We start from the raw sequence: 22,005 nt of genomic DNA, 5'->3' as shown, positions 1-22,005 counted from the left end.
GCGGGGATCGAGACGAGGAAACCCGCCCCTTACAAGATCCGGGCATAGATGAGGTCGCGGAACGCTTCCTCACCGACCATGAAGGTCGTTTCGCCAATCTCTTCGAAGCCATGCCGGGCGTAAAAGCGCCGGGCGCGATCGTTGGCGGGATAGACGGCGAGCAGCACGCGTCTTGCGCCGCGCAGCCGAGCCTGGTCCAGCACCGTCCCCATCAGTGCATCGCCATTGCCGCCGCCCTGCCAGGGACCGAGGAGGTAGAAGCGCTTGATTTCCACGTCCTGACGTTCGTCGATCTCGACGGGCAGATCCGGCGGCGTCAGCATGGCGTAGCCGACCGGCGCTCCCAGCGGCGTCTCGCCGATCCAGACCTGCCGCGCCGGATCAACCAATGCGGCGCGATAGGCGCTTTCGTCATGCGCGTTGCGGATATGGGCAATCAGCGCCGGCCCCGGATGATCGTGCGCGAAGCTGGCGAGGAAGGTCGCCCCGCCCAATACCGCCAGCGCCGGCGCATCGGCGGGCGTGGCCTGTCGCCAGAGAATCGGCGTCATCGACCCGACATCAGCGCGATCCGGGTCCCAGTGCCGGGTCAAGATCGCGCGGGCGGGTGAAGCTGACCAGCGTGGCGATGGTCGGGCGGGCATCGACCCATCGATCAATGGCAAGGTCCATCACGGCCAGGCTCGCCGTCGGGAATTTCGCCTCCACATCGGGGCGGAGCGGGCTGGCCCCGTCATCGGGCACCAGTTCCAGGATCAGTTCTTCCAGGCCCGGATTGTGGCCGGCCATGATCGCGTTTGTCGCGGTTTCCGGCAAGTCGCGGATCACGTCGAACAATGTGGGGGCGGAGGCGAGATAGATGCGCCGGTCCCAATGTGGCTCCAACCCTTCGCCATAACCGGCCAGGAACGTATCGAGCGTCTGCACTACGCGTACTGCGGGCGAGGCGACCAGCAGGTCGAACTGCATCTTGCGGCTCCTGGCGAACTGGCCCATCAGCAGCGCCGCCTTCTCGCCCCGACGGTTCAGTGGCCGGTCGAAATCGCGCGCGACCGGATCGTCCCAATCTGACTTGGCATGGCGCAACAGGGTCAGGCGCTTCATTTTTGCTCCAGGTCGCAGGTGCCGGATTCGAATCCCTGCTGCCCTAACGCCATGCTGTCGGTAAGGCCAGCGCGCGAGTGAGCGCTGACGGCGATAATGGTTTCGTCCAGAGTCAGCCTGCGGATCGGCGTGCCCGGCGGAAAGGCGCTGAGCAATCGCGAGGGCATGGCCGCCGACAGGATGACGAAGCTGCCCCGGTCTTCCGCCCGGCGGATGAGGCGTCCGAACGCCTGGGCGAGCCGCGCGCGAATGAGGCGGTCGTCATAGCCCGCGCCGCCCCCCGCCAGCCGGCGTGCGGCATGCAGCACGGTAGGCTTGGGCCAGGGAACACCCTCCATCACCACCAGCCGCAAGGAGTGGCCGGGAACGTCGACGCCGTCCCGCAGCGCATCGGTGCCGAGCAGCGACGCGCGCGGATCGTCCCGGAAGATATCGATCAGCGTGCCGGTGTCCATGGGATCGACATGCTGGGCATAGAGCGGCAGTCCCGCGCGCGCCAGCCGGTCGGCGATACGGGCATGAACAGCGCGCAGCCGGCGGATCGCGGTGAACAGGCCCAGTGTCCCACCGCCCGACGCTTCGATCAGCCGCGCGTAGGCGCCCGACAGCGCGGCGATGTCACCCCGCTTGATGTCGGTGACGATCAGCACCTCCGCCCGGCTGGGATAGTCGAAGGGGCTGGGCGCTTCGAACCGCTCGGCACCACGGGGCAGGTGATTGGCGCCGCTGCGGCTTTCGGCGTTGGCCCAGTCGCCGCCGCCCTTGAGCGTCGCCGAGGTGATAAGCACGCCCTGCGCCGGCTTCAGCACCGTTTCGGCAAGCGGTCGGGTGGGGTCGAGCCAGTGGCGGTGAATGCCGATGTCATATTCCCGGCCCTCGACCCGGTCTACCGTCAGCCAGTCGACGAAGGTGGCGTCCGCCGGTCCGCCGATCCGGGTGAGCAGCGCCAGCCATGCGGCGATCAGGTCGCCCCGCCAGCCCAGCGAAGCGATTGCACCTTCGATCCGCGCCCGCGCCGCGCCGTCCAGCCAGTCGGGCGCATCCTCGACCACCGCCTCCAGCCGCTTGGCAAGCCGGTTCAGCGGCCGGAGCAGCGCGTCAAGCGCCAGCGCCGCCTCCTGCGCAGCTTCGACCAGCGGGCCGTCAGGTTCGGCCAATTCGGTTTCCAGCCCGTAGCCGGCATCCGCCTCTCCTATGTCGGCGGCGCGCGCGTAGACGGTGCCGCGTACCGCCGCCAGTAGCTGTTCCACCGGGCCGAACGGTTCGCCCGCGACGATGCGCTTGAGCCATTCGTCGGCGGGCAGGGCGCGCGCTGCGTCGGCCGCCGCGCGGATCGCGTCGCCGCCTCCCTCATCATAGCTGGCAAGGTCGGACAGGCGCGCGGCGAGGCCCCGCCGTCGCCCGCGCGTATTGCCTTCCGGTCCCATGATCCAGCGGCGAAGCTCGATTGCCTCCTGGCCTGAGAGCGCGACCGAGAAGGTAGAATCGGCCGCGTCGAACAGATGATGACCTTCGTCGAAGATGATGCGTTGCGGCCTTTGCCCCGCCTCTCGCCCGCGCGCGGCGTTGATCATCACGAGCGCATGATTGGCGATGATGATATCCGCTTCGGCCGATGCGCGGGCCGACCGTTCGATGAAGCATTTGCGATAGTGTGGGCAGCCGGCATAGATGCATTCGCCCCGCCTGTCGGTCAGCGCCGTAGAGCCATTGCGGCGGAACAGAGTCGGCAGCCAGCCCGGCAGGTCGCCGCCGACCATGTCGCCATCCTTGCTATAGGCGGCCCAGCGCGCGACCAATTGCGCGAGAATTGCCGCCCGGCCGGCAAAGCCGCCTTGCAGCGCGTCCTCCAGGTTCAGCAGGCACAGATAATTTTCCCGGCCCTTGCGTACCACCAACCGTTTCGCCGCCGTGGCGGGATCGGGAAAGAGGCGCAGGGTTTCGCGGTCGAGCTGTCGCTGCAGCGCCTTGGTATAGGTGGAGATCCAGACCGCGCCCTGTGCTTCCGCCGCCCAGAGCGAGGCGGGGGCGAGATAGCCGAGCGTCTTGCCGATGCCGGTCCCGGCTTCGGCGAGCAGCATGTTGGGCTGGTCGCGATGAGCGCGCGGACGGAAGGCTTCTATGGCCGCGCTGGCATAGGCGCGCTGGCCCGGGCGCGCTTCGGCCGCCGTGCCGGTAAGCTGTGCGAGACGGGCCAGTACGGCTTGCTCATCCAGCGAGATGGTGCGCGGCGCCGGTCGCGGCGGCGCTTCCTCCCATTCGGGCAGGCGGGAAAAGAGCCAGCGTTCTGCCTCGCGCGGCTGGCGGATGCGCGGCGCGACCAGGGGGGCCCAGGGCCAGCGCAGGCGGTGCAGCGACTGAGCGGCGGTCCAGCCGCCTTCGCGCTCAGCCCAGCCGTCGGACTGTAGGGTTGCGAGCATCGCGCCGGTCGCCGCCTGCAACAGCGCTGGAATGTCGGACTCGAGCGCCGGGCGTTGGAGGCCCAGCGCCTCGGCAAGGCCCTTGGGCGTCGGCACGAGGAAGCGGGCGGGGTGAACAAAGGCCCAGAGTTCGAGCAGGTCAAGCCCGTTCAGATCGGGATAGCCAAGGCGCTGACCGGCGAGCGGCGCATTGAGCATCAGCGTCGGCGTTTCGGCGGCGCAGGCAATGGCGCTGCCCTTGGCCACCGCCTGCGTCCTTTCGCCCTCGCGCAACCAGATGCCGCCATGGCTGGCGTGAAGGGCGGGCAGGGCAGCAGGATCGATCACTCGCCGGGATTAGGCGAACGGGAACAAAAGGAAAACCTGAAATGCGATCCGTTCAGCCCATCCGGCGAGTAGATACCCGGGCTGGGGGAGTGCCGCTGCGAGCCAGGAAAGGCGTTCCCTTTCGTCTCTCGCTTGGGTAGGGGCTGTGCATCATGACTGTGTCCGAAACCCTCCGCACCGCAGCTCAGGCATCCAAGGCCTGGCCCTATGAAGAAGCCCGCAAGCTGCTGAAGCGCTATCAGCACGGCGCCCCCGAAAAGGGGCATGTCCTGTTCGAAACGGGCTATGGTCCGTCGGGCCTGCCGCATATCGGCACGTTCAACGAAGTGCTGCGTACCACCATGGTCCGCAATGCCTATCATGCGCTGTCGGACATTCCGACGCGGCTGATCGCCTTCAGCGACGACATGGATGGTCTGCGCAAGGTGCCGGACAATGTGCCGAACCAGGCGATGCTCGCTGAACATCTTGGCAAGCCGCTGACAGAGGTTCCGGACCCGTTCGGCAAGTTCGAAAGCTTCGCGCACCATAATAACGCAATGCTGCGCGAGTTTCTCGATCGCTTCGGCTTCGACTATGAGTTCGTGTCGGCGACCGACCGTTACCGGTCCGGCGCGTTTGACGACGCGTTGAGGAATGTCCTGCGCCATTATCAGGATATCATGGACATCATGCTGCCGACGTTGCGCAAGGAACGGCAGGCAACCTACTCGCCGGTGCTGCCGATCAGCCCCAAGAGCGGCATCGTGCTCCAGGTGCCGGTCGAGGTGATCGACGCGCAGACTGGCCTTGTTCGCTTCGAGGATGAAGGCGAGGTGATTGAACAGTCGATCCTGTCGGGCGGCGCGAAGCTGCAATGGAAGGTCGACTGGGCGATGCGCTGGGTCGCCTTGGGCGTGGATTATGAGATGGCGGGCAAGGATCTGATCGATTCGGTCACCCAAAGCTCGAAGATCTGCCGCGCGCTGGGCGCCCGGCCGCCGGAAGGCTTCAATTACGAGATGTTCCTGGACGAAAAGGGGGAGAAAATCTCCAAGTCCAAGGGGAACGGCCTTAGCCTGGAGCAATGGCTGACCTACGGCCCGCAGGAGAGCCTGGCCTTCTACGCCTATCGCGAGCCGAAGAAGGCCAAGCAGCTGCATATGGGCGTCATCCCCCGCGCGGTGGACGACTATTGGCAGTTCCGCGGCAATTATCCGCGCCAGCCGATCGAGCAGCAACTCGGCAACCCCGTCCACCATATTCATGACGGCAAGCTGCCTGAGGGCGAATTGCCGGTCACCTTCGGACTGTTGCTGAACCTAGTCGGCGTGATGAGCGAGGCCAGCCGTGAACAGGTGTGGGGGTATCTGCAAAACTATGTGCCCGGTTCCAGCGCGGAAGCCTATCCGGAACTGGATGCCCTGATCGGTCATGCGCTGGCCTATCACCGCGATTTCGTCGCGCCGACGCTGCATCGCCGTGCACCAACGGAAAGCGAATCCGCAGCGCTGCGAAGGCTGGATGAGGAACTGGCCGTGCTGCCCGAGGGAGCCACGGCCGAAGATATCCAGAATATCGTCTATGCCATCGGCAAGGACGAGGCGTTCGGCTTTGCCGAACTGCGGGACTGGTTCAAAGCGCTCTACCAGACGCTGCTCGGCGCGGATCAGGGGCCGCGCATGGGCAGCTTCATCGCCCTTTACGGCGTGGCCGACAGCCGCCGACTGATCGCCGAGGCGCTGGCGTACTGACCGGCGATCAGGGGAACATTTGGCGCGTCGGAACGTTTCTCCTTACGGTCCACCCCCTTTCGGACTGATGGCGCGTCCGCGCGTCATCGGCCGCGCCTGCCTGGAGACGGGCGGCGCGGCCAAGGGACGGCTTCCCTGAAGCCCTAGATGAAGCAGAACGGCTCCGGATCATTGATCCGGAGCCGCTGCGTTTGATCAAGCGTCGTGCTTACCAGAAGAAGCCGCGATGCACTTCGACGACCCGCCCGGTGCGAATGTTCACCAGCAGGACGTCATTATAGTGCCTCACCCAGCGCAGATTGGCCGCAGGACGGGGCAGGCGATACCGATAGGGATCGCTGATATAATAGCGCGAGCTGTAATAGGTCGGTCGCAACCGCGCGCCCACATCCCAGCGATTGTAGCGGAAGGGCGCCCGCCAGTTGCCGCCACGATAGACGTCGCGGTGTGAACGGCGGTAGTCCTGCCAGTCTTCACGCAATTCCTGGCGTGCTTCGCGTACGTCACGGCGTTCCTCACGCACATCGTGGCGAGTGCCATAGCGCTCCGCATCGCGCAGTTCGCGCCGTTCCTGACGAAGCTCGCGCGCACTGTCGCGAACCTCTGCACGAGATTGCGCCATCGCCATGCCCGGCATTGCGGTGGCGGCGATCAGGCCTAGGATTATCAACTTACGCATATATTTTTCTCCCATCAGCTTGGCGGCTGAAACCGGCGGGGGATAAAACATCCTTCGGCCGCTCCTGTTCCGATGCCAACGGTTCGCTTATGCCTTCTCATCGCTGAACCAGCGGGGAACAGGATCGTCAGGAATCAGTCATTTATGTCGCGATTTGTAACAATGGCGTGACAGGCGCCGGGCGTTAAGATGGAGTCCAGCGACGTTCCCGAAACCATTTGGTGACGACATATTTGGAACCGCTTTTCACCGGCAGGGCGGCGTGCAGGCTGGAGCGGTTGGGCGATCCGTCTGGGCTCATGTTGTTCCACATCAGGATCATGCCTTCGATTGGAGGCACCATGAATTCGCAGTGCGGGAAATGCGTTTCACCGCCCGCGGGCACAGACGAAACGTATATCATCGCGGTCCAGCTGCGCTGCCCGCCCGTTCGCATCATTGCCGGCCAATAGCTGGCGGTCACCGGGAAATAATCGCAATGCGCCTTATATTCCTGGCCGACGGCATAGCGCTGGCCCTGCAACGTCTCCCCCTGTTCAGCGGGCAGACCCATCATGCCGCAGATGCGGTCGCTTACGGCCTTGACCAGCGGGTCCCACGCGATGAGGTTACAACTGTGGCTGGTCCGATAGTCGGCATTGGCGCTGCCTGAAAAGAGTGTGGAAGGTTGCGCGCCGGCGTCGATCATCGTGCGGAGCGCCGCACATTCCTCGCTGCTCAGAAATTCATGGCGCCCAAAGATTTCCAGTTGCGGGGTGTCGATCCGGCTGACCATGGGATTGCGGTTCAGCCTTTCCCGCACGGTCTCCCCGATGCGCGCCCTCGCCGGCGATGCCACGCCGCCATCATCGATCATATCGGTCATCCGCGCACTCCTGCCACCGGATCGCGCTCATTCGCAAATGAAAAGGGCCCGAAGCGCGTAGCTTCAGGCCCGATCGTTCCTGACGAGAATATCAGGAACCGTTCTTCATCAGCTGTTACCAGAAGAAGTCATGGATGACGTCGACGACATAGCCGTCGCGTATGTCAACCAGCAGCGCATCGTCATAATAGCGGACCCAGCGCAGTGTGCCATAGGCCGGTGGCAGACGATAAGACCATGGATCATCGATCCAGTAACTCTGATCATACAACAGGCCGTTCAGGAAAACGCCCACCGAGAATCGACTGTAGCCATAGCTCCAGCCCCTCGGCGCGTAATAGCGGCCGAGCCGGTAGCGGTCGCCATAACGCGAACGATAGCTCGACCAATCATAGCGCCGGTCCTGCCGCCAATCATTGTCCCAGCGCCGCTGGCCAGTCCAGCGGCTGCGATCGTCGAAGCGGCGCGTGGTAACGACATTGCCGCTCCCGCGCCGGCCATCGTCGCGCCAGTGATTGTCCCGATCGCCTTCACGACGTTCATAGCGCCAGTCCTGCCGGATTTCACCGCGCTGCGCATCGCCGCGCCATTGCGGCCGTTCCGCCGGAGGCTGGCCCACGACGCGATTGTCGGTGCGCCAGGCGGGCCGAACATTATCGTCGCGACCCGGACGGCCGCCTTGCCACTGCCGCTCAAGGCGCGTCTGGTCGGGCTGAGGGGCCGGCCGCGGCTGTTCGGTGCGAGGTTGGGCGCCGCCCGGACGGGCGTCGTTACCACCCTGCCATCGCTGTCCCGCGCCATCGGCCCGGCCGCGATCGCCGCGGTCGCCATCGGACCGACCCGCCTGGTTGCCGCGACCACGCCATCCGTTTCCGTCGCCTTGTTGAGCGTAGGCTGGGCCTATGCCACCCATGACGGTGGCAGCCATCAACCCGGCCAATAAGAAGTTCTTCGTCATGATCTTCGCTTTCCAAAGGGGCGCCTTGCCCCGCATGCTATCCTTTTACGGCTGATCCCATGTCGACAGCCTGAACTTGTTGGTCAGCTACGCGAAAGAATCGGTCGCGTAAGCGTTGCGGGACGACACGCTTGTGGATCGGTACGGCAATGCCCCCGTGTAAAAGCGTCAAATTGCCGGGCCAATTTTAAAAGCTGATCCAGATCAAGGCATCACCCCTCAACAGCCTTTAGGTACGCCTAGTGAGAATAATGCCCCATGTTGGCCGCGTCCGGCAGGCCCTACGGGACGCAACGATGGCGAACCATCAGCGCGTCGATGAACTGTTTTCCTGTTTCTCGCTCGATTCGGCTTCGGGCTATGCTGCCTTTCTTCAGGCGCATGCCCGGGCTCTCGCACCGCTGGAAGCGATCGCCCGGCCTGAATCGCCGCGCCTGCCGCACCTGGCGCAGGATCTTGCCGCGCTGGGTCGGGGGCTGCCGGATCCGCTTGTCCTGCCACGACAGGACACGGACGGCTTCCGCTGGGGGGCGCTCTACGCGCTTGAAGGTTCGCGTCTCGGTGGGGCAATGCTGGAACGGCGCGTCGCGCCGGGCCTACCGCGCGCCTATTTGTCCTCTGTTCACGATAGGGGCGGATGGGTGGCATTCCAGCAGTCGCTCGACCGCGCGGCGGAGGAAGGCGGAGAAACATGGGTCGATGACGCGATCAAGGGCGCGGAGGCCGCTTTCGCCTTGTTCGCGACCGCCGCGGCGACCGAGCAGGCGGCCGACCATGGTTGACGGCGGCGATCCAGGTCCGCCCCCCTTCGCGGTCGATATAACCAATTGCGACCGGGAGCCCATTCACGTGCTGGGCGCCGTCCAGCCTTACGGTTTCCTTATCGCGTTGACCGCCGACTGGCTGGTGTCGCGGGTGTCCGCCAATAGCGGGGAATTCATCGGCCTTTCACCCGACCAACTGCTGGGCCGGCCAGTGAGCGACATCTTCTCCGGCGACGCTATCCACACGCTGCGCAACCGCATCACCTTGTTGCGGGGACCCGACGCGGTCGAGCGGATATTCTCGCTGGTCCTGATCGATGGGTTGTCACCCTTCGACGTGGCGGTGCATTTCTCCGGTTCCCTCGTCGTGATCGAGGCGGAGCGCGCCAGCGCGGACGAGATGGAGGCCAGCAGCATGGTGCGGTCGATGGTGGCCCGGTTGGCCCAGGTCGACGGCATGCCTGCTTTCCTGCGCGACGGGGCGCGGCAGGTACGGGCGTTGACCGGCTTTGACAGGGTGATGGTCTATCGCTTCGCCGAGGGTGGCGACGGCGAAGTGGTGGCCGAGGCGTTGCGTCCGGGTATCGACAGCTTCTTTGGCCTGCACTATCCGGCGTCCGACATCCCCTTGCAGGCGCGCGCTCTGTATCTGCGGAACATTTTCCGCGTGATCGCTGACGTGAAGGCGGAGCCGGTGCCTGTCGTTCCGACGCTCGACCCTTCCGGCGCGGCGCTGGACATGTCGTTGTGCCTCACCCGTGCGGTGTCGCCGATCCATATCGAATATCTCGGCAATATGGGGGTGGACGCTTCCCTTTCCATCTCGATCGTCGTGGGCGGCCGCCTGTGGGGTCTGTTCGCCTGCCACCATTATGCGCCGCGACTGCCCAGCTTCGCGCAGCGCAGCGCGGCCGAACTGTTCGGCCAGATCTTCTCAATGATGCTGGAAAGCCGCGAGCGGGCCGAAACGGCGGATTATGAGACTAAGGCGCGACAGGTCGCTGATAGGTTGATGTCGGCTTTGGCGCAGGACCACGACCTTTTGTCCAACGCACGCTGGCTGGGTGATGTCGTCCATGACACGGTGCCGTCCGACGGGGTTGGCGTCTATATCGACGGCCAGATCACTCTTTCGGGGCTGACGCCTGACGAGGGCACCTTTGCCGCGATCGTGACGATGCTGAATCGCACAGCCGCCAGCCAGCTTTTCGCCACCGACTGCCTCAGCCGGATCATGCCCGAGGCGGAACGCTTCGCCGATCGCGCCGCCGGTCTGCTGGCCATTCCGCTGTCCCGCCTTCCGCGCGACTATGTCGTGCTGTTCCGCGCCGAGCAGTTGCGGTCAGTGCGCTGGGCCGGCAGCCAGGAAAAGCATATCGAATATGGGCCCAATGGCCCCCGGCTGACGCCGCGCAAGAGTTTCGAAGAATGGTCGGAACTGGTGAAAGGCACCGCCATTCCCTTCACCGCAGCCGAACTGCGGGTGGCCGAAGCGCTGCGCACCGCCCTGCTGGAGGTCGTCTTGCGCCTGTCGGATTCGGCGCACGAGGAACGGCAGCGCGCGCATGACAAGCAGGAACTGCTAATTGCTGAGCTGAACCATCGTGTCCGCAACATCCTGTCGCTGATCCGCGGGCTGTTGTCGCAGACGCGGGACAGCGCCCGGTCGGTCGACGAATTCATCGATACGCTGGAAAGCCGCGTCCACGCGCTCGCACGCGCCCACGACCAGATCACCGCCGACCGCTGGGCGCCTGCGCGTCTCTATGATTTGATCGAGGTGGAGGCGGGCGCCTATCTGGGGGAAAAGCGCGACCGTGTGCGACTGAACGGCCCCGACGTGTTGCTGACTCCTTCGGCCTTCACGGTGATGGCGCTGGTGATCCACGAACTTCTGACCAACGCTGCCAAATACGGCGCGCTGTCGGACAGCGGCATCGTCGCGATCGACTGGCACCAGGATGCCGATGGGAACCTGTTGCTTCATTGGATGGAAAGAGGTGGTCCGGCTGTTGTCGCGCCTGCGCGGCGCGGTTTCGGATCGACGGTCATCGAACGATCCGTTCCCTATGACCTGGATGGCAAGGCAGAGGTGACCTATGGCCCGGCGGGACTGGAAGCGCGCTTCTGTGTTCCTCCCGTGCACGTCGTGGCGGTGTTGCCCGACATGGGACTGCGCGAACGCAAGCATATCATCGCGGCGCCGACGCCGGGACTACTCAAGGGCCGCCATGTCCTGCTGGTCGAGGACAATATGATCATCGCCATGGATGGCGAGGACGCGCTGCGGGATCTTGGCGCAGAGGTCGTCACCGCCGCCAGTGTCGCGCGCGCGCGGGAGGCACTGGCACTTCATCAGGTGGATTTCGCCGTGCTCGACTTCAATCTCGGCAAGGAAACGAGCCTGCCCATCGCGGACCTGCTGGCGAAGCAGGGCGTACCCTTCCTCTTCGCCACCGGCTATGGCGACAGACTGGACCTGCCGCAACGGTTCGTCGATGTGCTGCTGTTGAAGAAGCCATATTCGGGAGCGGTTCTCGCTCAGGCGATCGCGCCAGTCCTTGGAGACAGCGCCTAGAGCGTTGGCGAAACGGACGGTTTCGCGTCCTGACATTGCGTGCGGGGCGATCCGGACCAATGTCACGCGGATGAAACAGCCTAGTCTCTTCATCCCCCACGGCGGCGGTCCCTGCTTCTTCATGGACCCCGCCGACCCCGACCGTCCGCACAGCGACCCGATGTGGCATCCGATGCAGGCCTATCTGACCGCTCTGATCGGGACCCTGCCGGAAAGGCCGCGCGCCCTGCTGATAGTGTCGGGCCATTGGGAGCAGCCGGTCTTCACCGTCCATAAGGGGGAAGCGCCGCCGCTGCTGTTCGACTATTACAACTTCCCGCCCCACACCTACCAGCTGGGCTGGGATGCGCCGGGCGCGCCTGAACTCGCCGGACGCGCGGCCGGCCTGCTGCGCGACGCGGGATTTGCGGTCGGCGAGGAAGCAACGCGCGGATGGGACCATGGCGTATTCATCCCGATGAAGGTGGCGGTGCCACAAGCCGACATTCCCGTGCTGCAACTGTCATTGCGGCAGGACCTTGATCCAGAGCCGCATATCGCGGCCGGGCGGGCTTTGGCGCCGCTGCGCGATGAGGGCGTGCTGATCGTCGGGTCGGGCATGAGCTTCCACAATCTGCGGGTTCGGGGAGTGCCGGCGCTTGCTCGCTCTGCCCTGTGGGATGAGGCGCTGACGGAAGCCGTGACCGATCCTGATGCCGCGCGCCGTGCCGCGCGCGTCGGCGCATGGCGCAGCCTTCCCGAATCAGCCTTCGCCCATCCGCGTGAGGAGCATCTCCTGCCGCTGATGGTGGCGCTCGGCGCAGGTGCCGAGGATCCGGCCAGGCTGGACCATCGCAGCGTGGTGCTCGGCTGGACGGTTTCGGCCTATCGTTTCGGATAGCCGCGCTACGGCCGGCGCAGCGCAGGCACGGCGCGGGCAGCGTCCTGCGCCGCTATGCCAGGCGGTGGCGCGCCGACCACCTGTTCCTCACCGCGCATGACTCGTCCGGCCCGGCGGATCGCGCCGCGGAGGCGGGGATAGATGCCACAGCGGCAGATATTGGTGATGGCGGCGTCAATATCCGCGTCGCTCGGGTCGGCGTTGCGCTTCAGCAGGACCGACGCCGCCATGATCATGCCGGGAATGCAATAGCCGCATTGCGAGACGTTGTCGGCGGCAAACACCTGTTGCAGCGGATGGCCCCGGTCGGGCGAGAGGCCCTCGATCGTGGTGACGAAGCGACCTTCGGTGTTTCGGATGCTGATCTGGCAGGAACGCACGGCGTCCCCGTCGATGTCGACCGTGCATGCGCCGCAGTCTCCGGTGCCGCAGCCATATTTCGTGCCGGTGAGGTTGGACGCGTCGCGCAGGGCCCAGAGCAATGGTGTGTCCGGGTCCATCCGATATTGAACCGGCCGGTCGTTGACGGTGAACTTCGTCATGCCGTTTCGTCCTCCGCCTTGTGATAGAGCACTTCGTTACGGATGTGGATCGTGCGCGATGCCAACCGGATTTCCTGGATGAAAGTACCGAACGCCGCTGCCTGCAACATCATCGCGAGGCTGAACAGGATGGCGATCGGAGTGCCGAGATGGGCCCCGAACAAATTGCCCGCGAACAGCAGGATGACGACCAGGCAGACGGCGCAGGCGGACGCAACCGACAGGAAGATGGCGCTGTTGACGACGCTCATCCGCCGGTCGAGGACGCGGATCTCGCTCACCATCCGGTCATGTTCCGTGCCCCGGCTGGCCAGCACCTTGCCCTCCACCGTCCGGGCGCGGTCGATGATTCTGGCAAGCCGGCCGACGCAGACATTGAGGAAGGCGCCGATGCCCGCCAGCAGGAAAACCGGGGCGAGGGCGAGCTGGATCGTCTGCGCAACCTGGGACACCTGGGGGATGGGGATCATTGTCGTCCTGCCTCAGCCTGGCGACAATGCAGCGCAAGGCGCGGGAAATGACAAGGCCGTAGATTGGTGCCCTTGCTGTACCGGCCAGACGGCCTTGGCGCCCGATCGCATGTCAGTCCCAGGCGGGCGCGCCCGAATTCAGGCGGCGCCTTTGGTCGATGGCGTGTTGACTCCCATCGATTTCAGATATTGCCTGATGTTGCGGGCGGCCTGCCGCAGTCGCTGCTCATTTTCGACCATGGCGATGCGGACATAGCCTTCACCATCCTCGCCATAGCCCACTCCGGGCGCGACCGCGACCTTGGCATGGGTCAGGAGTTGCTTGGAAAATTCCAGGCTGCCCATTTCCTTGAGCGAAGGGGGCAGCGGCGCCCAAGCGAACATCGACGCCTTGGGCGCGGGGATTTCCCAGCCGGCGCGACCGAAGGCCTCGACCATCACGTCGCGGCGCTTGTGATAGAGTTGGCGGTTTTTCTGGACGATATCCTGCGGTCCATTCAGCGCGGCGCAGGCCGCCGCCTGGATCGGCGTGAAGGCGCCGTAGTCGAGATAGGATTTGACGCGCTTCAGCGCCGTGATCAACTGCTTGTTGCCGACCGCGAAGCCGATGCGCCAGCCGGCCATCGAATAGGTCTTGCTGAGCGAGGTGAATTCGACCGCGATATCCTTGGCGCCAGGCACCTGCAGGATCGATGGGGTCGGATTGCCGTCATAATAAAGTTCGGAATAGGCAAGGTCGGATAGCACCCAGACATTGTTTTCCTTCGCCCAGGCGACCAGGCGCTCATAGAAGGCGAGGTCGACCGTTTCTGCCGTCGGATTGCTGGGATAGCCGACCACCAGGATCGACGGGCGCGGCACGGTGAAGGCCATCGCCCGCTCCAGCGACTTCCAATATTGTTCGTCGGGCGTCGTGGGCACGGAACGGATGGTCGCACCCGCGATGATGAAGCCGAACATATGGATGGGATAGCTGGGGTTGGGCGCCAGCACGACGTCGCCCGGCGCAGTGATTGCGGTGGCAAGGCTGGCAAGCCCTTCCTTTGACCCCATGGTCACGACCACTTCGGTTTCCGGATCCAGCTCTACGCCGAAACGGCGGCCATAATAGTTCGCCTGCGCCCGCCGCAGTCCCGGGATGCCCATCGACTGGGAATAGCCATGCGCGCTCGGCTTCTGCGCGACCTCGCACAGCTTGGCGATGACGTGATCGGGCGGTGGCAGGTCGGGATTGCCCATGCCAAGATCGATAATGTCCTCGCCCGCGGCTCGCGCGGCGGCCCGCATCGCATTGACTTCGGCGATGACATAGGGCGGCAGGCGCTTCATGCGGTAGAATTCTTCGGACATTATAGGGCTTTCCCGAAAGGTCTCCATGAGGGATAGTGACGTGAGCGCCTGGGCGCGACGCGGTTCGGCTATAGCCCGCCAAACGGCCTCGCGCTAGCGAAAGCGGCGAAGACGACGATGCCAGGAGGAGGAAGGTGGCCATGGAAGCGCAGAACCTCAATGAGCCCCAATTGCCGTCGCTGGAACAGATGCAGCAGTGGACAGAAGTGCTCGGCCGGGCGCAGCAATTGCTGCTCGAGCAGGCGGCCGGGGCGACCGGCAGCACCCTGCCGTTCGACCCCCACGCGGTGGCGCGCATCCAGACCGGCTTCGCCAATGAGGGGATGGCGCTATGGCAGCGATTCCTCAATTCGGGCGGCATGTTGCGGGACCGTCCCGAACCACCGCCGCCCGGTAGCCCGGCAGCGCAGAAGGACCGCCGCTTCGCCGACCCGTCCTGGACCAATCATCCCTTCTACGACCTCATCCGGCAAAGCTATCTGCTGCTGTCCGACTATCTTTTGAAACTGACCGATGCCGTCGATGGCGTCGATCCCAAGCAGAAGGCGAAGCTGCGTTTCGCCACCACCGGCATGCTCGATGCCATGGCGCCCAGCAATTTCCCCCTGACCAACCCGATGGTGGTCGAAAAGACGCTGCAGACCGGCGGCGAGAATCTGGTCAAGGGTCTCAAGCATATGCTCGCGGACCTGGAAAAGGGGCAACTGACCCACGCCGACGGATCCGCGTTCGAAGTTGGGCGAAACATCGCGGCCACGCCGGGCAAGGTCATCAAGGAAACGCCGCTCTATCAGCTGATCCATTACGCCCCGACAACGGAAACGGTGCTGGAAACGCCGCTGCTCATCTTCCCGCCCTGGATCAATCGCTTCTACATCCTCGATCTGGCTCCGGAAAAAAGCTTCGTCAAATGGGCGCTGGATCAGGGGATCAGCGTGTTCCTGGTGTCATGGAAATCGGCGGATGCGTCGATGAAGGATCTGGTCTGGGACGATTATATCGTCCGCGGGCAGGTCGACGCGATCGACTCGGTGCGCGATCTGCTGGGTGTGCCAAGCGTGCACACCATCGGCTATTGCGTCGCGGGCACCACGCTGGCCGCGACTCTGGCGCTGCTGGCCGAACGGGGGGAAGCGGAAAAGGTGGCAAGCGCCACCTTCTTCACCGCGCAGGTGGATTTTAGCGAGGCGGGCGATCTTTGCCTGTTCATCGATGACGAGCAGATGAAACTGGTCGATCAGCTTTCGGCCGGCGGCTATCTCGACGGCCGCTACATGGCCGCCACCTTCAATCTGCTGCGTGGCCGCGACCTCATCTGGAACTACGTCGTCAACAACTATCTCCTGGGGCAGGATTACCCGCCCTTCGACCTGCTCTACTGGAACGGCGACACGACAAACCTGCCAGCGCGCTGGCATCGGGAATATCTGACCCGGCTCTACCGCGACAATCTGCTGGTCGTGCCTGGCGCGATCAGTGTTGAGGGCACGCCGATCGACCTGCGCAAGGTGAAGACTCCCGCCTATGTGCAGGCCGGCAGGGAGGATCATATCGCGCCGGCCGAAAGCGTATGGAAGATTACGCAGCATCTTGCAGGACCCGTGCGCTTCCTGCTGGCCGGGTCCGGCCATATTGCCGGCGTCGTCAATCCGCCGGCCGCGTGCAAATATCAATATTGGACTTGTGAGGAGCCCCAAACTTCGCTGGACGACTTTATCGCACGTGCGAAGGAAGTGAAGGGGAGCTGGTGGCCCGACTGGCGCATATGGATCGAATCACTGGGTGATTCGAAGGTCTCTGCAAAAAGCGGTGCCAGGGTCCCCGGCGGGGGATCGCTCAAGGCCATCGAAGATGCGCCGGGACGCTACGTAAAGGCCGTGTGATTCATTGAAATTGCTCCCTTTTGCGGAGCTTGGCGCCAAGGCGGATACGGCCTGCGGCGTGCCTGATTGCTGCGATGCACAAAAGGCTTGCCAACACCCCCTGCAATGAGTATTGTGCAGTGCAACAACGGAGGGTGTTTCATGGCAGTGACTCCAAAGCCAGTTCGTCGCAAGCCGGCGGTTAAGAAGTCCTCGTCGACCCTTTCGGCCAGTGAAGCGCTGAAGGCCGCCGAGGCAGCGATCGAAAGCAATCCGAAAGCGTCCTCGAGCCCGAAGACGCCTTCGGTCCGGAAGGTGCCGGTGAAGGAAAGTCCGGCGCCTGTTGTTCAGGCCGATCCGGTCGCCGTCATCGCTGCGACCACGGCGGTGGATGCTGCGCCTGAACCGCCTGTACCTGAATCGCCGGCGGTTGAGCCGCTTGCGGCCGATCTGGTGTCGTCAGCACCGGAGGCGCCCGAAACGGCGCCCGCGCCAGTCGAGGAAGTCAAGAGCCTGTCAGTCAAGGCCGGGCCGGTAGAGCCCAAATTGCTGCCTGCCACAGAAGGAACAAAGATGATGAATGATGTGATCGAAACCGGAAAGAAGTTCGCCGAAGAAACCAAGGCCAAGCTGGAAACGGCTTATGCCGATTTCAACGAGAAGGCGAAGGCCAGCGTCGAGAAGTCGACCAAGGCGATTGAAGAGATGAGCGACATCGCCAAGGGTAATGTCGAAGCGCTGGTAGAATCCGGCAAGATTGCGGCCAAGGGCATTGAAGGCCTGGGCCAGGAAGCTGTGGAATACAGCCGCAAGAGCTTCGAGAAGGCGACCGCCTCGCTCAAGAGCTTCTCGACCGTGAAGACCCCGACCGAATTCTTCCAGCTGCAGAGCCAGCTGCTGTCCAGCAGCTTCGATGAGATGACCAAGGAAGCCGCGAAGAACAGCGAAGCGCTGATCAAGCTGGCGGGTGACGTCGCACAGCCGCTGACGGCGCGCATGACGATGGTCACGGACAAGGTGAAGTCGCTCGCCGTCTGATCGGCAATCGACTGAGTTAAAGGGAAGCGGCTCTCGCGCAGGCTGAGGGCCGCTTCTTCTGTTGCTGCGGAAATCCTGCTGCAATCCCCTAACCCCGCCCTTGCCATGGAGCGCGGAATCGCCATATTCTCCCCTGTCATGAACAGCATCAGCGCAACGGCATATCCCGTGACTATGGCGGGCAGGGGGCAGGACGACCAGGGCGATGGCCCGGGCGGCCCCAATGTCGGCATCGCGACTCGCACCCGTACCCGGACGAAGAAGCCTTCGCTCTACAAGGTGTTGATGCTGAACGACGATTACACGCCAATGGAATTTGTCGTACATGTCCTTCAGCAGTTCTTCCGCATGGATATGGAGGAAGCGACGCGGGTCATGTTGCATGTGCACCAGCGCGGCGTCGGCGTGTGCGGTATCTTCAGCTATGAAGTGGCGGAAACAAAGGTGAACCAGGTGATGGACTTCGCCCGCCAGAATCAGCATCCGCTGCAATGCACGCTGGAAAAAGCCTGATCTACTGACATGGCAAGATGGGGATGGCCCCACTGCCGATATTCTGGCGCACGCAGGAAAATCGCAGAGGCTGGTGGCTGCCTTTTCCTCCGGACGACTTAACCATGGTTAGCATATATTAACGATAAGCGGCTATTCCGGCGTGGACATGTTCGCGCCATACCGCTCTCCACCCCCCCTCATTTCGCCACTGTTGGCTGGCACGGCCTATTTCTTCATGGCTTCGCTGGCACTTGTGTGTTCGCGCTTCGATGGTGGCCTCGCGTTCATCTGGGCCGCCAACGCATTGCTCATGGCGGAGCTACTATCGTCGCGGACCGAGTACTGGCCGAGGGTAATTCTGGCCTGCGGAATTGCCAGCATGATTTCGACGGCACTGTTCGGCATGGGGCCTTTGGCTGCGGCGCCGATGGCCCTGATCAACATTGCCGAATCACTGATCGTCGCAGCGTGCTGCCGTTGGTTCGTGAGCGCCAAACATATGTCGTCGGCGTCCAAGCAGCCCCTGCTGGTATTCGTGCTGGCGCTCTGCGGCCCCGCCAATATCCTGATGGGCCTTTTGGCTGCGCTTGTCGCGTCGGCCCTCACCCCGGTATCGTTCGGGGCTTCCTGGCTGCACTGGTATAGCGGGCATGTGCTGGGCGGCCTGACATGCGCGCCGGTGCTGATCATGCTCCTGGAAGGCCGGGTAAGTCGCTGGATCCGCGAGGCCTCCGTAGCGGAGAAGCTGGAAGCCATCTGTCTGCTGCTGTTCCTCGCTGCAGCGACGTATCACGTCTTCTACATCGCGCATTATCCGATGCTGTTCGCGCTGCTGATGCCGTTGGTCCTGATCGCCTTTCGGACCGGCTACATCGGCACAGCGGCGGCGATCGTGCTGGTTACGATAATCGGCGGGACGGCAACCATCACCGGCCATGGTCCGTTGCATCTGGTCGCCGCGACCATAGGTCAGCGGACCCAGTTCTTTCAGCTTTTCCTGGCATTCAGTTTTCTGCTGACGATGCCGATCGCAGCTGAGCTTCACGCCCGGCGACGCCTGTTCCAGATGCTGCAGGAAAGCGAGGCGCGTTACCGCGCCATCGCCGAACATAGCGGCGACGTGGTCCTGAATGTGAGCGTGTCGGGCGTGATCGAATATGCTTCGCCATCGGCCGCCGAGCATGTCGGCTGCGCGCCCGATATGCTGGTAGGGCAGGAAGCCGCCATATTGGTGGACCCGGAACATCGGCAGGAAGTCGTGCGGGCTCATCGCCGGGCGCTTGCCTCGCCAGGCGACAGTCAGACTGTGGAGTTTCGTCCCAACCTGCAGGCGGCCGGTCTCGATTGGTGCGAAATGGTGACTCGTGCCGTGCTGGACGAACGCGGAATTCCGACAGGTGTCGTCAGCACGATTCGCGATATGTCGCGTCACAAAGCGCGGCAGCGCGCGCTACAGAAGGTCGCGGCCGTGGACATGCTGACCGGCGCCGACAGTCGTTGGGCCTTTCTGGAAAAGCTGGACCAGGAAATTCAGCGGGTTACGCGGGGCGGCAAGGCCTGCCTGGTGCTGGCCGATGTCGATCATTTCAAGGCGGTGAACGATCGTTATGGTCATGGCGTCGGCGACAGGGTGCTGGCGGCTTTCGTCGAACATTTGCGGCCGGGCCTGCGCGGCGTGGACAGCATTGGTCGTCTGGGCGGAGAGGAATTTGGTATCCTCTTGTCCGGCACCGATATTGAGCGCGCCAGCGCCGTCTGCGAGCGGCTGCGGCACATGGTTGCCGCACATCGGACGACGATCGAAACCGGTGAAACCATCGCGGTGACCTTCAGCGCGGGACTGGTCGAACTTGACGGGCTGCGGAGCCGGAGCGACCTGCTTGAGGCTGCCGACAAGGCGCTTTATCAAGCCAAGCATGGCGGACGCAACTGCTTGCGCCTCGCGGCCTGAGATTTGCCCGCCAAGGCGAGGGAAGGCAATCAGTCCCTGGCGGCCCACGGCACGTAATGATATGTTGTAACTTCATCGGCGCCGGCCTATGTACGGGCTGTCATGCTGATAAGCCTTCGCTCCAGCCTCCACAGCGGTCGCATCGACCGTTTCGCGATTGCGCTTTCGGGCATGTGCGTCGCCCATTGTCTGGGTACCGCCGTGTTGCTGGGTGTACTTGCTTCGGCGGGAGGCGTTTTTGCCAACCCCATCTTTCATGAGACCGGACTGATGCTGGCGATCCTACTGGGCGCGCTGGCGCTTGGTCACGGCGCCTTGGCGCATGGCTTCATGATGCCCGCGGCGGTTGGCTCGCTTGGACTTGGCATCATGGCCGGCGCGCTGACGCTGGATCATGGATGGCAGGAAAGCGCCTATACGCTGGTCGGCGTCGCCATTCTGGCGCTGGGCCACGACCTCAATCATCGCGCGGGCCGCTGAGACTGGGGCGGAAAGCAAAGGGGACCGGCTGGGTCCCCTTTCTTCGTCACGCCTTTGGAGAGCGTTGGAGACCTACTGTTTCCGATCAAGATGATGTTCACCCTTGACCCAGCGCACCGTGCCCGTGCTGGCGCGCATCACGACGCTGTCCGTTGTCAGCTTGGCGCCCGGCAGGCGCTTGACGCCGGCCAGCAGCGATCCGTCCGTCACCCCGGTCGCCGCGAAGATGCAGTCGCCCTTCGCCAGTTCCTTGAGGTCATAGACCTTGTCCAGGTCGGTGATGCCCCATTTATAGGCCCGGTTCCGCTCATCGTCGTTGCGGAACAGCAGCTTGCCCTTGAACTGCCCGCCGACGCAGCGCAGCGCCGCGCAGGCCAGCACGCCTTCGGGCGCGCCGCCTGATCCCATATACATGTCGATATTGGTTTCGGGGTCGGTCGTCGCGATCACGCCCGCTACGTCACCGTCGGGGATGAGCATGATGCCGCAGCCGATTTCGCGCAGTTCGGCGATCAGCTTTTCGTGGCGCGGGCGGTCCAGTACGCAGACGATGATTTCGGCGGGGCTGACGCCCTTCGCCCCGGCGACCGCCTGGACATTGTCCTTCACCGACTTGTTGAGGTCGATGATGCCTTCGGGATAGCCCGGGCCGACCGCCAGCTTTTCCATGTAGACGTCGGGTGCGTTGAGCAGGCCGCCTTCCTCGGAAATGGCCAGCACCGCGAGCGCGTTGGGGCCGGCCTTGGCCGTGATTGTGGTGCCTTCCAGCGGATCGAGCGCGATGTCGATCTTTGGGCCGGTGCCGATCGCATTGCCGACCTTCTCACCGATATAGAGCATTGGTGCTTCGTCGCGTTCGCCTTCGCCGATGACGACCGTGCCGTCCATGTAGAGATCGTTGAAGGCGAGGCGCATCGCTTCGACTGCTGCGGCATCGGCAGCCTTTTCGTCACCGCGCCCGACCAGCCTGGATGCGGCGATGGCGGCCGCTTCGGTGACGCGCACCATTTCAAGCACCAAGACACGATCCAGTATCGAGCTAGCCTGCACCATGATTGTTCCTCTGCTGTCGCTGTTCGTTCAGGCGATAGGAGGTCGGCCGGACCTTGTCGAGCACCCCGGTGGCCGGGAAACGCATTTCACGGCGGCCATGCAACGGAAAGGCGATCATCGCGTTGCATCGCGAAAGGGAAAAGGGTTCGCCAAGATGATTGCCCTGCTGATCGCCGCCAGCATTGTTCAGGCACCGGTGCCCGCCAAGAAGGCGGCTTCGGCCGCCCCCTGTCATGCCGTCCCGGCGCTTTGCCTGATGAGCGATCAGGAAAGGTTGCAGCCGCTCGTCGACCGACCGCTCCCCCGCGACAACAAGATGAGTGCCTATCGCTTCGACGCACGACCCTGCCGGGTGATCGGCAATTTCGGATGTCCCAAACAAGCGAGGCTTCGCTTGTTCCGGCTGGGCGAACCGATCGGCGAGACCCTTTTGCGGACTTTCCTTCCCCGCTGAGG

General features: G+C 63.8%; 20 protein-coding genes. 10 read left to right on the top strand and 10 right to left on the bottom strand.

Annotation, left to right across the window (positions count from 1 at the left end):
• Nucleotides 1–29 precede the first annotated feature (29 nt).
• Genes AAC640_RS04100 through AAC640_RS04090 form a run of 3 tightly spaced genes read right to left on the bottom strand, consistent with a single transcriptional unit; the run spans nucleotide 30 to nucleotide 3,851 of the window.
• A complete protein-coding gene (locus AAC640_RS04100) occupies nucleotides 30–551 on the bottom strand; it encodes a GNAT family N-acetyltransferase (protein WP_340264794.1) in 522 nt (173 codons plus the stop codon).
• Nucleotides 552–561: 10 nt separating this feature from the next.
• Complete coding sequence (locus AAC640_RS04095) at nucleotides 562–1,104, bottom strand: SixA phosphatase family protein (protein WP_340264793.1); 543 nt, start codon at nucleotides 1,102–1,104, stop codon at nucleotides 562–564.
• The gene (locus tag AAC640_RS04090) at nucleotides 1,101–3,851 is read right to left on the bottom strand and encodes an ATP-dependent DNA helicase (RefSeq protein ID WP_340264792.1); all 2,751 of its coding nucleotides are present in this window, start codon (nucleotides 3,849–3,851) and stop codon (nucleotides 1,101–1,103) included. Before AAC640_RS04090 ends, AAC640_RS04095 begins: the two co-directional genes overlap by 4 nt.
• Nucleotides 3,852–4,003: 152 nt before the next feature.
• Between AAC640_RS04090 and AAC640_RS04085 the strand changes: the two genes are divergently transcribed.
• Nucleotides 4,004–5,584 (top strand): lysine--tRNA ligase, encoded by a 1,581-nt coding sequence (locus AAC640_RS04085; protein ID WP_340264791.1) that lies wholly within the window; start codon nucleotides 4,004–4,006, stop codon nucleotides 5,582–5,584.
• 208 nt (nucleotides 5,585–5,792) lie between these two features.
• Here the strand turns inward: AAC640_RS04085 and AAC640_RS04080 are convergent, their stop codons facing one another.
• The 3 genes from AAC640_RS04080 to AAC640_RS04070 all read right to left on the bottom strand — a co-directional run bounded on the left by AAC640_RS04080 (nucleotide 5,793) and on the right by AAC640_RS04070 (nucleotide 8,086).
• The gene (locus AAC640_RS04080) at nucleotides 5,793–6,263 is read right to left on the bottom strand and encodes an RcnB family protein (protein ID WP_340264790.1); all 471 of its coding nucleotides are present in this window, start codon (nucleotides 6,261–6,263) and stop codon (nucleotides 5,793–5,795) included.
• Nucleotides 6,264–6,447: 184 nt separating this feature from the next.
• Nucleotides 6,448–7,128, bottom strand: a complete 681-nt coding sequence (locus AAC640_RS04075) for a prolyl hydroxylase family protein (protein ID WP_340264789.1) — start codon at nucleotides 7,126–7,128, stop codon at nucleotides 6,448–6,450.
• Between the two features lie 115 nt (nucleotides 7,129–7,243).
• Nucleotides 7,244–8,086: an RcnB family protein gene (locus AAC640_RS04070; RefSeq protein ID WP_340264788.1), complete on the bottom strand. Its 843-nt coding sequence runs from the start codon at nucleotides 8,084–8,086 to the stop codon at nucleotides 7,244–7,246.
• A gap of 296 nt (nucleotides 8,087–8,382) precedes the next feature.
• Between AAC640_RS04070 and AAC640_RS04065 the strand changes: the two genes are divergently transcribed.
• The 3 genes from AAC640_RS04065 to AAC640_RS04055 all read left to right on the top strand — a co-directional run bounded on the left by AAC640_RS04065 (nucleotide 8,383) and on the right by AAC640_RS04055 (nucleotide 12,308).
• On the top strand, nucleotides 8,383–8,868 hold the full coding sequence (locus AAC640_RS04065) for a biliverdin-producing heme oxygenase (protein WP_340264787.1): 486 nt from the start codon (nucleotides 8,383–8,385) through the stop codon (nucleotides 8,866–8,868).
• A complete protein-coding gene (locus tag AAC640_RS04060; protein WP_340264786.1) occupies nucleotides 8,861–11,428 on the top strand; it encodes an HWE histidine kinase domain-containing protein in 2,568 nt (855 codons plus the stop codon). The genes AAC640_RS04065 and AAC640_RS04060 overlap by 8 nt, the downstream gene beginning before the upstream one ends.
• 70 nt (nucleotides 11,429–11,498) lie before the next feature.
• Nucleotides 11,499–12,308, top strand: coding sequence for a DODA-type extradiol aromatic ring-opening family dioxygenase (locus AAC640_RS04055; protein ID WP_340264785.1), 810 nt, complete (start codon nucleotides 11,499–11,501; stop codon nucleotides 12,306–12,308).
• Nucleotides 12,309–12,313: 5 nt separating this feature from the next.
• Here AAC640_RS04055 and AAC640_RS04050 read toward each other — a convergent pair whose 3' ends face one another.
• From AAC640_RS04050 to AAC640_RS04040, 3 genes are all read right to left on the bottom strand, one after another.
• The gene (locus tag AAC640_RS04050) at nucleotides 12,314–12,850 is read right to left on the bottom strand and encodes a (2Fe-2S)-binding protein (RefSeq protein WP_340264784.1); all 537 of its coding nucleotides are present in this window, start codon (nucleotides 12,848–12,850) and stop codon (nucleotides 12,314–12,316) included.
• Nucleotides 12,847–13,320 (bottom strand): DUF2721 domain-containing protein, encoded by a 474-nt coding sequence (locus AAC640_RS04045; protein ID WP_340264783.1) that lies wholly within the window; start codon nucleotides 13,318–13,320, stop codon nucleotides 12,847–12,849. Before AAC640_RS04045 ends, AAC640_RS04050 begins: the two co-directional genes overlap by 4 nt.
• 138 nt (nucleotides 13,321–13,458) lie before the next feature.
• On the bottom strand, nucleotides 13,459–14,670 hold the full coding sequence (locus AAC640_RS04040) for an LL-diaminopimelate aminotransferase (protein WP_340264782.1): 1,212 nt from the start codon (nucleotides 14,668–14,670) through the stop codon (nucleotides 13,459–13,461).
• A gap of 140 nt (nucleotides 14,671–14,810) precedes the next feature.
• On the opposite strand from AAC640_RS04040, the gene AAC640_RS04035 reads away from it, so the two are divergent.
• The 5 genes from AAC640_RS04035 (at nucleotide 14,811) to AAC640_RS04015 (ending at nucleotide 20,496) form a co-directional block, all read left to right on the top strand.
• The gene (locus AAC640_RS04035; protein WP_340264781.1) at nucleotides 14,811–16,553 is read left to right on the top strand and encodes a PHA/PHB synthase family protein; all 1,743 of its coding nucleotides are present in this window, start codon (nucleotides 14,811–14,813) and stop codon (nucleotides 16,551–16,553) included.
• Nucleotides 16,554–16,694: 141 nt separating this feature from the next.
• Entirely contained in the window at nucleotides 16,695–17,570 is an 876-nt protein-coding gene (locus AAC640_RS04030; RefSeq protein WP_340264780.1) for a phasin family protein, read from the top strand.
• A gap of 138 nt (nucleotides 17,571–17,708) precedes the next feature.
• On the top strand, nucleotides 17,709–18,083 hold the full coding sequence (clpS, locus tag AAC640_RS04025) for an ATP-dependent Clp protease adapter ClpS (protein ID WP_340264779.1): 375 nt from the start codon (nucleotides 17,709–17,711) through the stop codon (nucleotides 18,081–18,083).
• A 148-nt stretch (nucleotides 18,084–18,231) separates the two neighbouring features.
• Nucleotides 18,232–20,016, top strand: coding sequence for a sensor domain-containing diguanylate cyclase (locus AAC640_RS04020; protein ID WP_340264778.1), 1,785 nt, complete (start codon nucleotides 18,232–18,234; stop codon nucleotides 20,014–20,016).
• A 102-nt stretch (nucleotides 20,017–20,118) separates the two neighbouring features.
• On the top strand, nucleotides 20,119–20,496 hold the full coding sequence (locus tag AAC640_RS04015) for a MerC domain-containing protein (RefSeq protein WP_340264777.1): 378 nt from the start codon (nucleotides 20,119–20,121) through the stop codon (nucleotides 20,494–20,496).
• Between the two features lie 72 nt (nucleotides 20,497–20,568).
• Here the strand turns inward: AAC640_RS04015 and glpX are convergent, their stop codons facing one another.
• Nucleotides 20,569–21,549 (bottom strand): class II fructose-bisphosphatase, encoded by a 981-nt coding sequence (gene glpX / locus AAC640_RS04010; RefSeq protein WP_340264776.1) that lies wholly within the window; start codon nucleotides 21,547–21,549, stop codon nucleotides 20,569–20,571.
• Here glpX and AAC640_RS04005 point away from each other — a divergent pair.
• Nucleotides 21,548–22,003, top strand: coding sequence for a hypothetical protein (locus AAC640_RS04005; protein ID WP_340264775.1), 456 nt, complete (start codon nucleotides 21,548–21,550; stop codon nucleotides 22,001–22,003). The two genes, glpX and AAC640_RS04005, sit on opposite strands and share 2 nt — an antisense overlap.
• Nucleotides 22,004–22,005: the final 2 nt, after the last annotated feature.

The organism is Sphingobium mellinum (genome assembly GCF_037860795.1).
In the GTDB taxonomy this organism is placed as follows: domain Bacteria; phylum Pseudomonadota; class Alphaproteobacteria; order Sphingomonadales; family Sphingomonadaceae; genus Sphingobium; species Sphingobium mellinum.
Note: the sequence above shows the minus strand (reverse complement) of the source record. Positions and strands in the feature narration are given on the sequence as shown.

Excerpts from the sequence above, each read along its gene's own strand:
- AAC640_RS04100 (WP_340264794.1), bottom strand. The coding sequence starts at position 551 with ATGACGCCGATTCTCTGGCGACAGGCCACGCCCGCCGATGCGCCGGCG.
- AAC640_RS04095 (WP_340264793.1), bottom strand. The coding sequence starts at position 1,104 with ATGAAGCGCCTGACCCTGTTGCGCCATGCCAAGTCAGATTGGGACGAT.
- AAC640_RS04085 (WP_340264791.1), top strand. The coding sequence starts at position 4,004 with ATGACTGTGTCCGAAACCCTCCGCACCGCAGCTCAGGCATCCAAGGCC.
- AAC640_RS04080 (WP_340264790.1), bottom strand. The coding sequence starts at position 6,263 with ATGCGTAAGTTGATAATCCTAGGCCTGATCGCCGCCACCGCAATGCCG.
- AAC640_RS04075 (WP_340264789.1), bottom strand. The coding sequence starts at position 7,128 with ATGACCGATATGATCGATGATGGCGGCGTGGCATCGCCGGCGAGGGCG.
- AAC640_RS04070 (WP_340264788.1), bottom strand. The coding sequence starts at position 8,086 with ATGACGAAGAACTTCTTATTGGCCGGGTTGATGGCTGCCACCGTCATG.
- AAC640_RS04065 (WP_340264787.1), top strand. The coding sequence starts at position 8,383 with ATGGCGAACCATCAGCGCGTCGATGAACTGTTTTCCTGTTTCTCGCTC.
- AAC640_RS04060 (WP_340264786.1), top strand. The coding sequence starts at position 8,861 with ATGGTTGACGGCGGCGATCCAGGTCCGCCCCCCTTCGCGGTCGATATA.
- AAC640_RS04055 (WP_340264785.1), top strand. The coding sequence starts at position 11,499 with ATGAAACAGCCTAGTCTCTTCATCCCCCACGGCGGCGGTCCCTGCTTC.
- AAC640_RS04050 (WP_340264784.1), bottom strand. The coding sequence starts at position 12,850 with ATGACGAAGTTCACCGTCAACGACCGGCCGGTTCAATATCGGATGGAC.
- AAC640_RS04045 (WP_340264783.1), bottom strand. The coding sequence starts at position 13,320 with ATGATCCCCATCCCCCAGGTGTCCCAGGTTGCGCAGACGATCCAGCTC.
- AAC640_RS04040 (WP_340264782.1), bottom strand. The coding sequence starts at position 14,670 with ATGTCCGAAGAATTCTACCGCATGAAGCGCCTGCCGCCCTATGTCATC.
- AAC640_RS04035 (WP_340264781.1), top strand. The coding sequence starts at position 14,811 with ATGGAAGCGCAGAACCTCAATGAGCCCCAATTGCCGTCGCTGGAACAG.
- AAC640_RS04030 (WP_340264780.1), top strand. The coding sequence starts at position 16,695 with ATGGCAGTGACTCCAAAGCCAGTTCGTCGCAAGCCGGCGGTTAAGAAG.
- clpS (WP_340264779.1), top strand. The coding sequence starts at position 17,709 with ATGAACAGCATCAGCGCAACGGCATATCCCGTGACTATGGCGGGCAGG.
- AAC640_RS04020 (WP_340264778.1), top strand. The coding sequence starts at position 18,232 with ATGTTCGCGCCATACCGCTCTCCACCCCCCCTCATTTCGCCACTGTTG.
- AAC640_RS04015 (WP_340264777.1), top strand. The coding sequence starts at position 20,119 with ATGCTGATAAGCCTTCGCTCCAGCCTCCACAGCGGTCGCATCGACCGT.
- AAC640_RS04005 (WP_340264775.1), top strand. The coding sequence starts at position 21,548 with ATGATTGTTCCTCTGCTGTCGCTGTTCGTTCAGGCGATAGGAGGTCGG.
- glpX (WP_340264776.1), bottom strand. The coding sequence starts at position 21,549 with ATGGTGCAGGCTAGCTCGATACTGGATCGTGTCTTGGTGCTTGAAATG.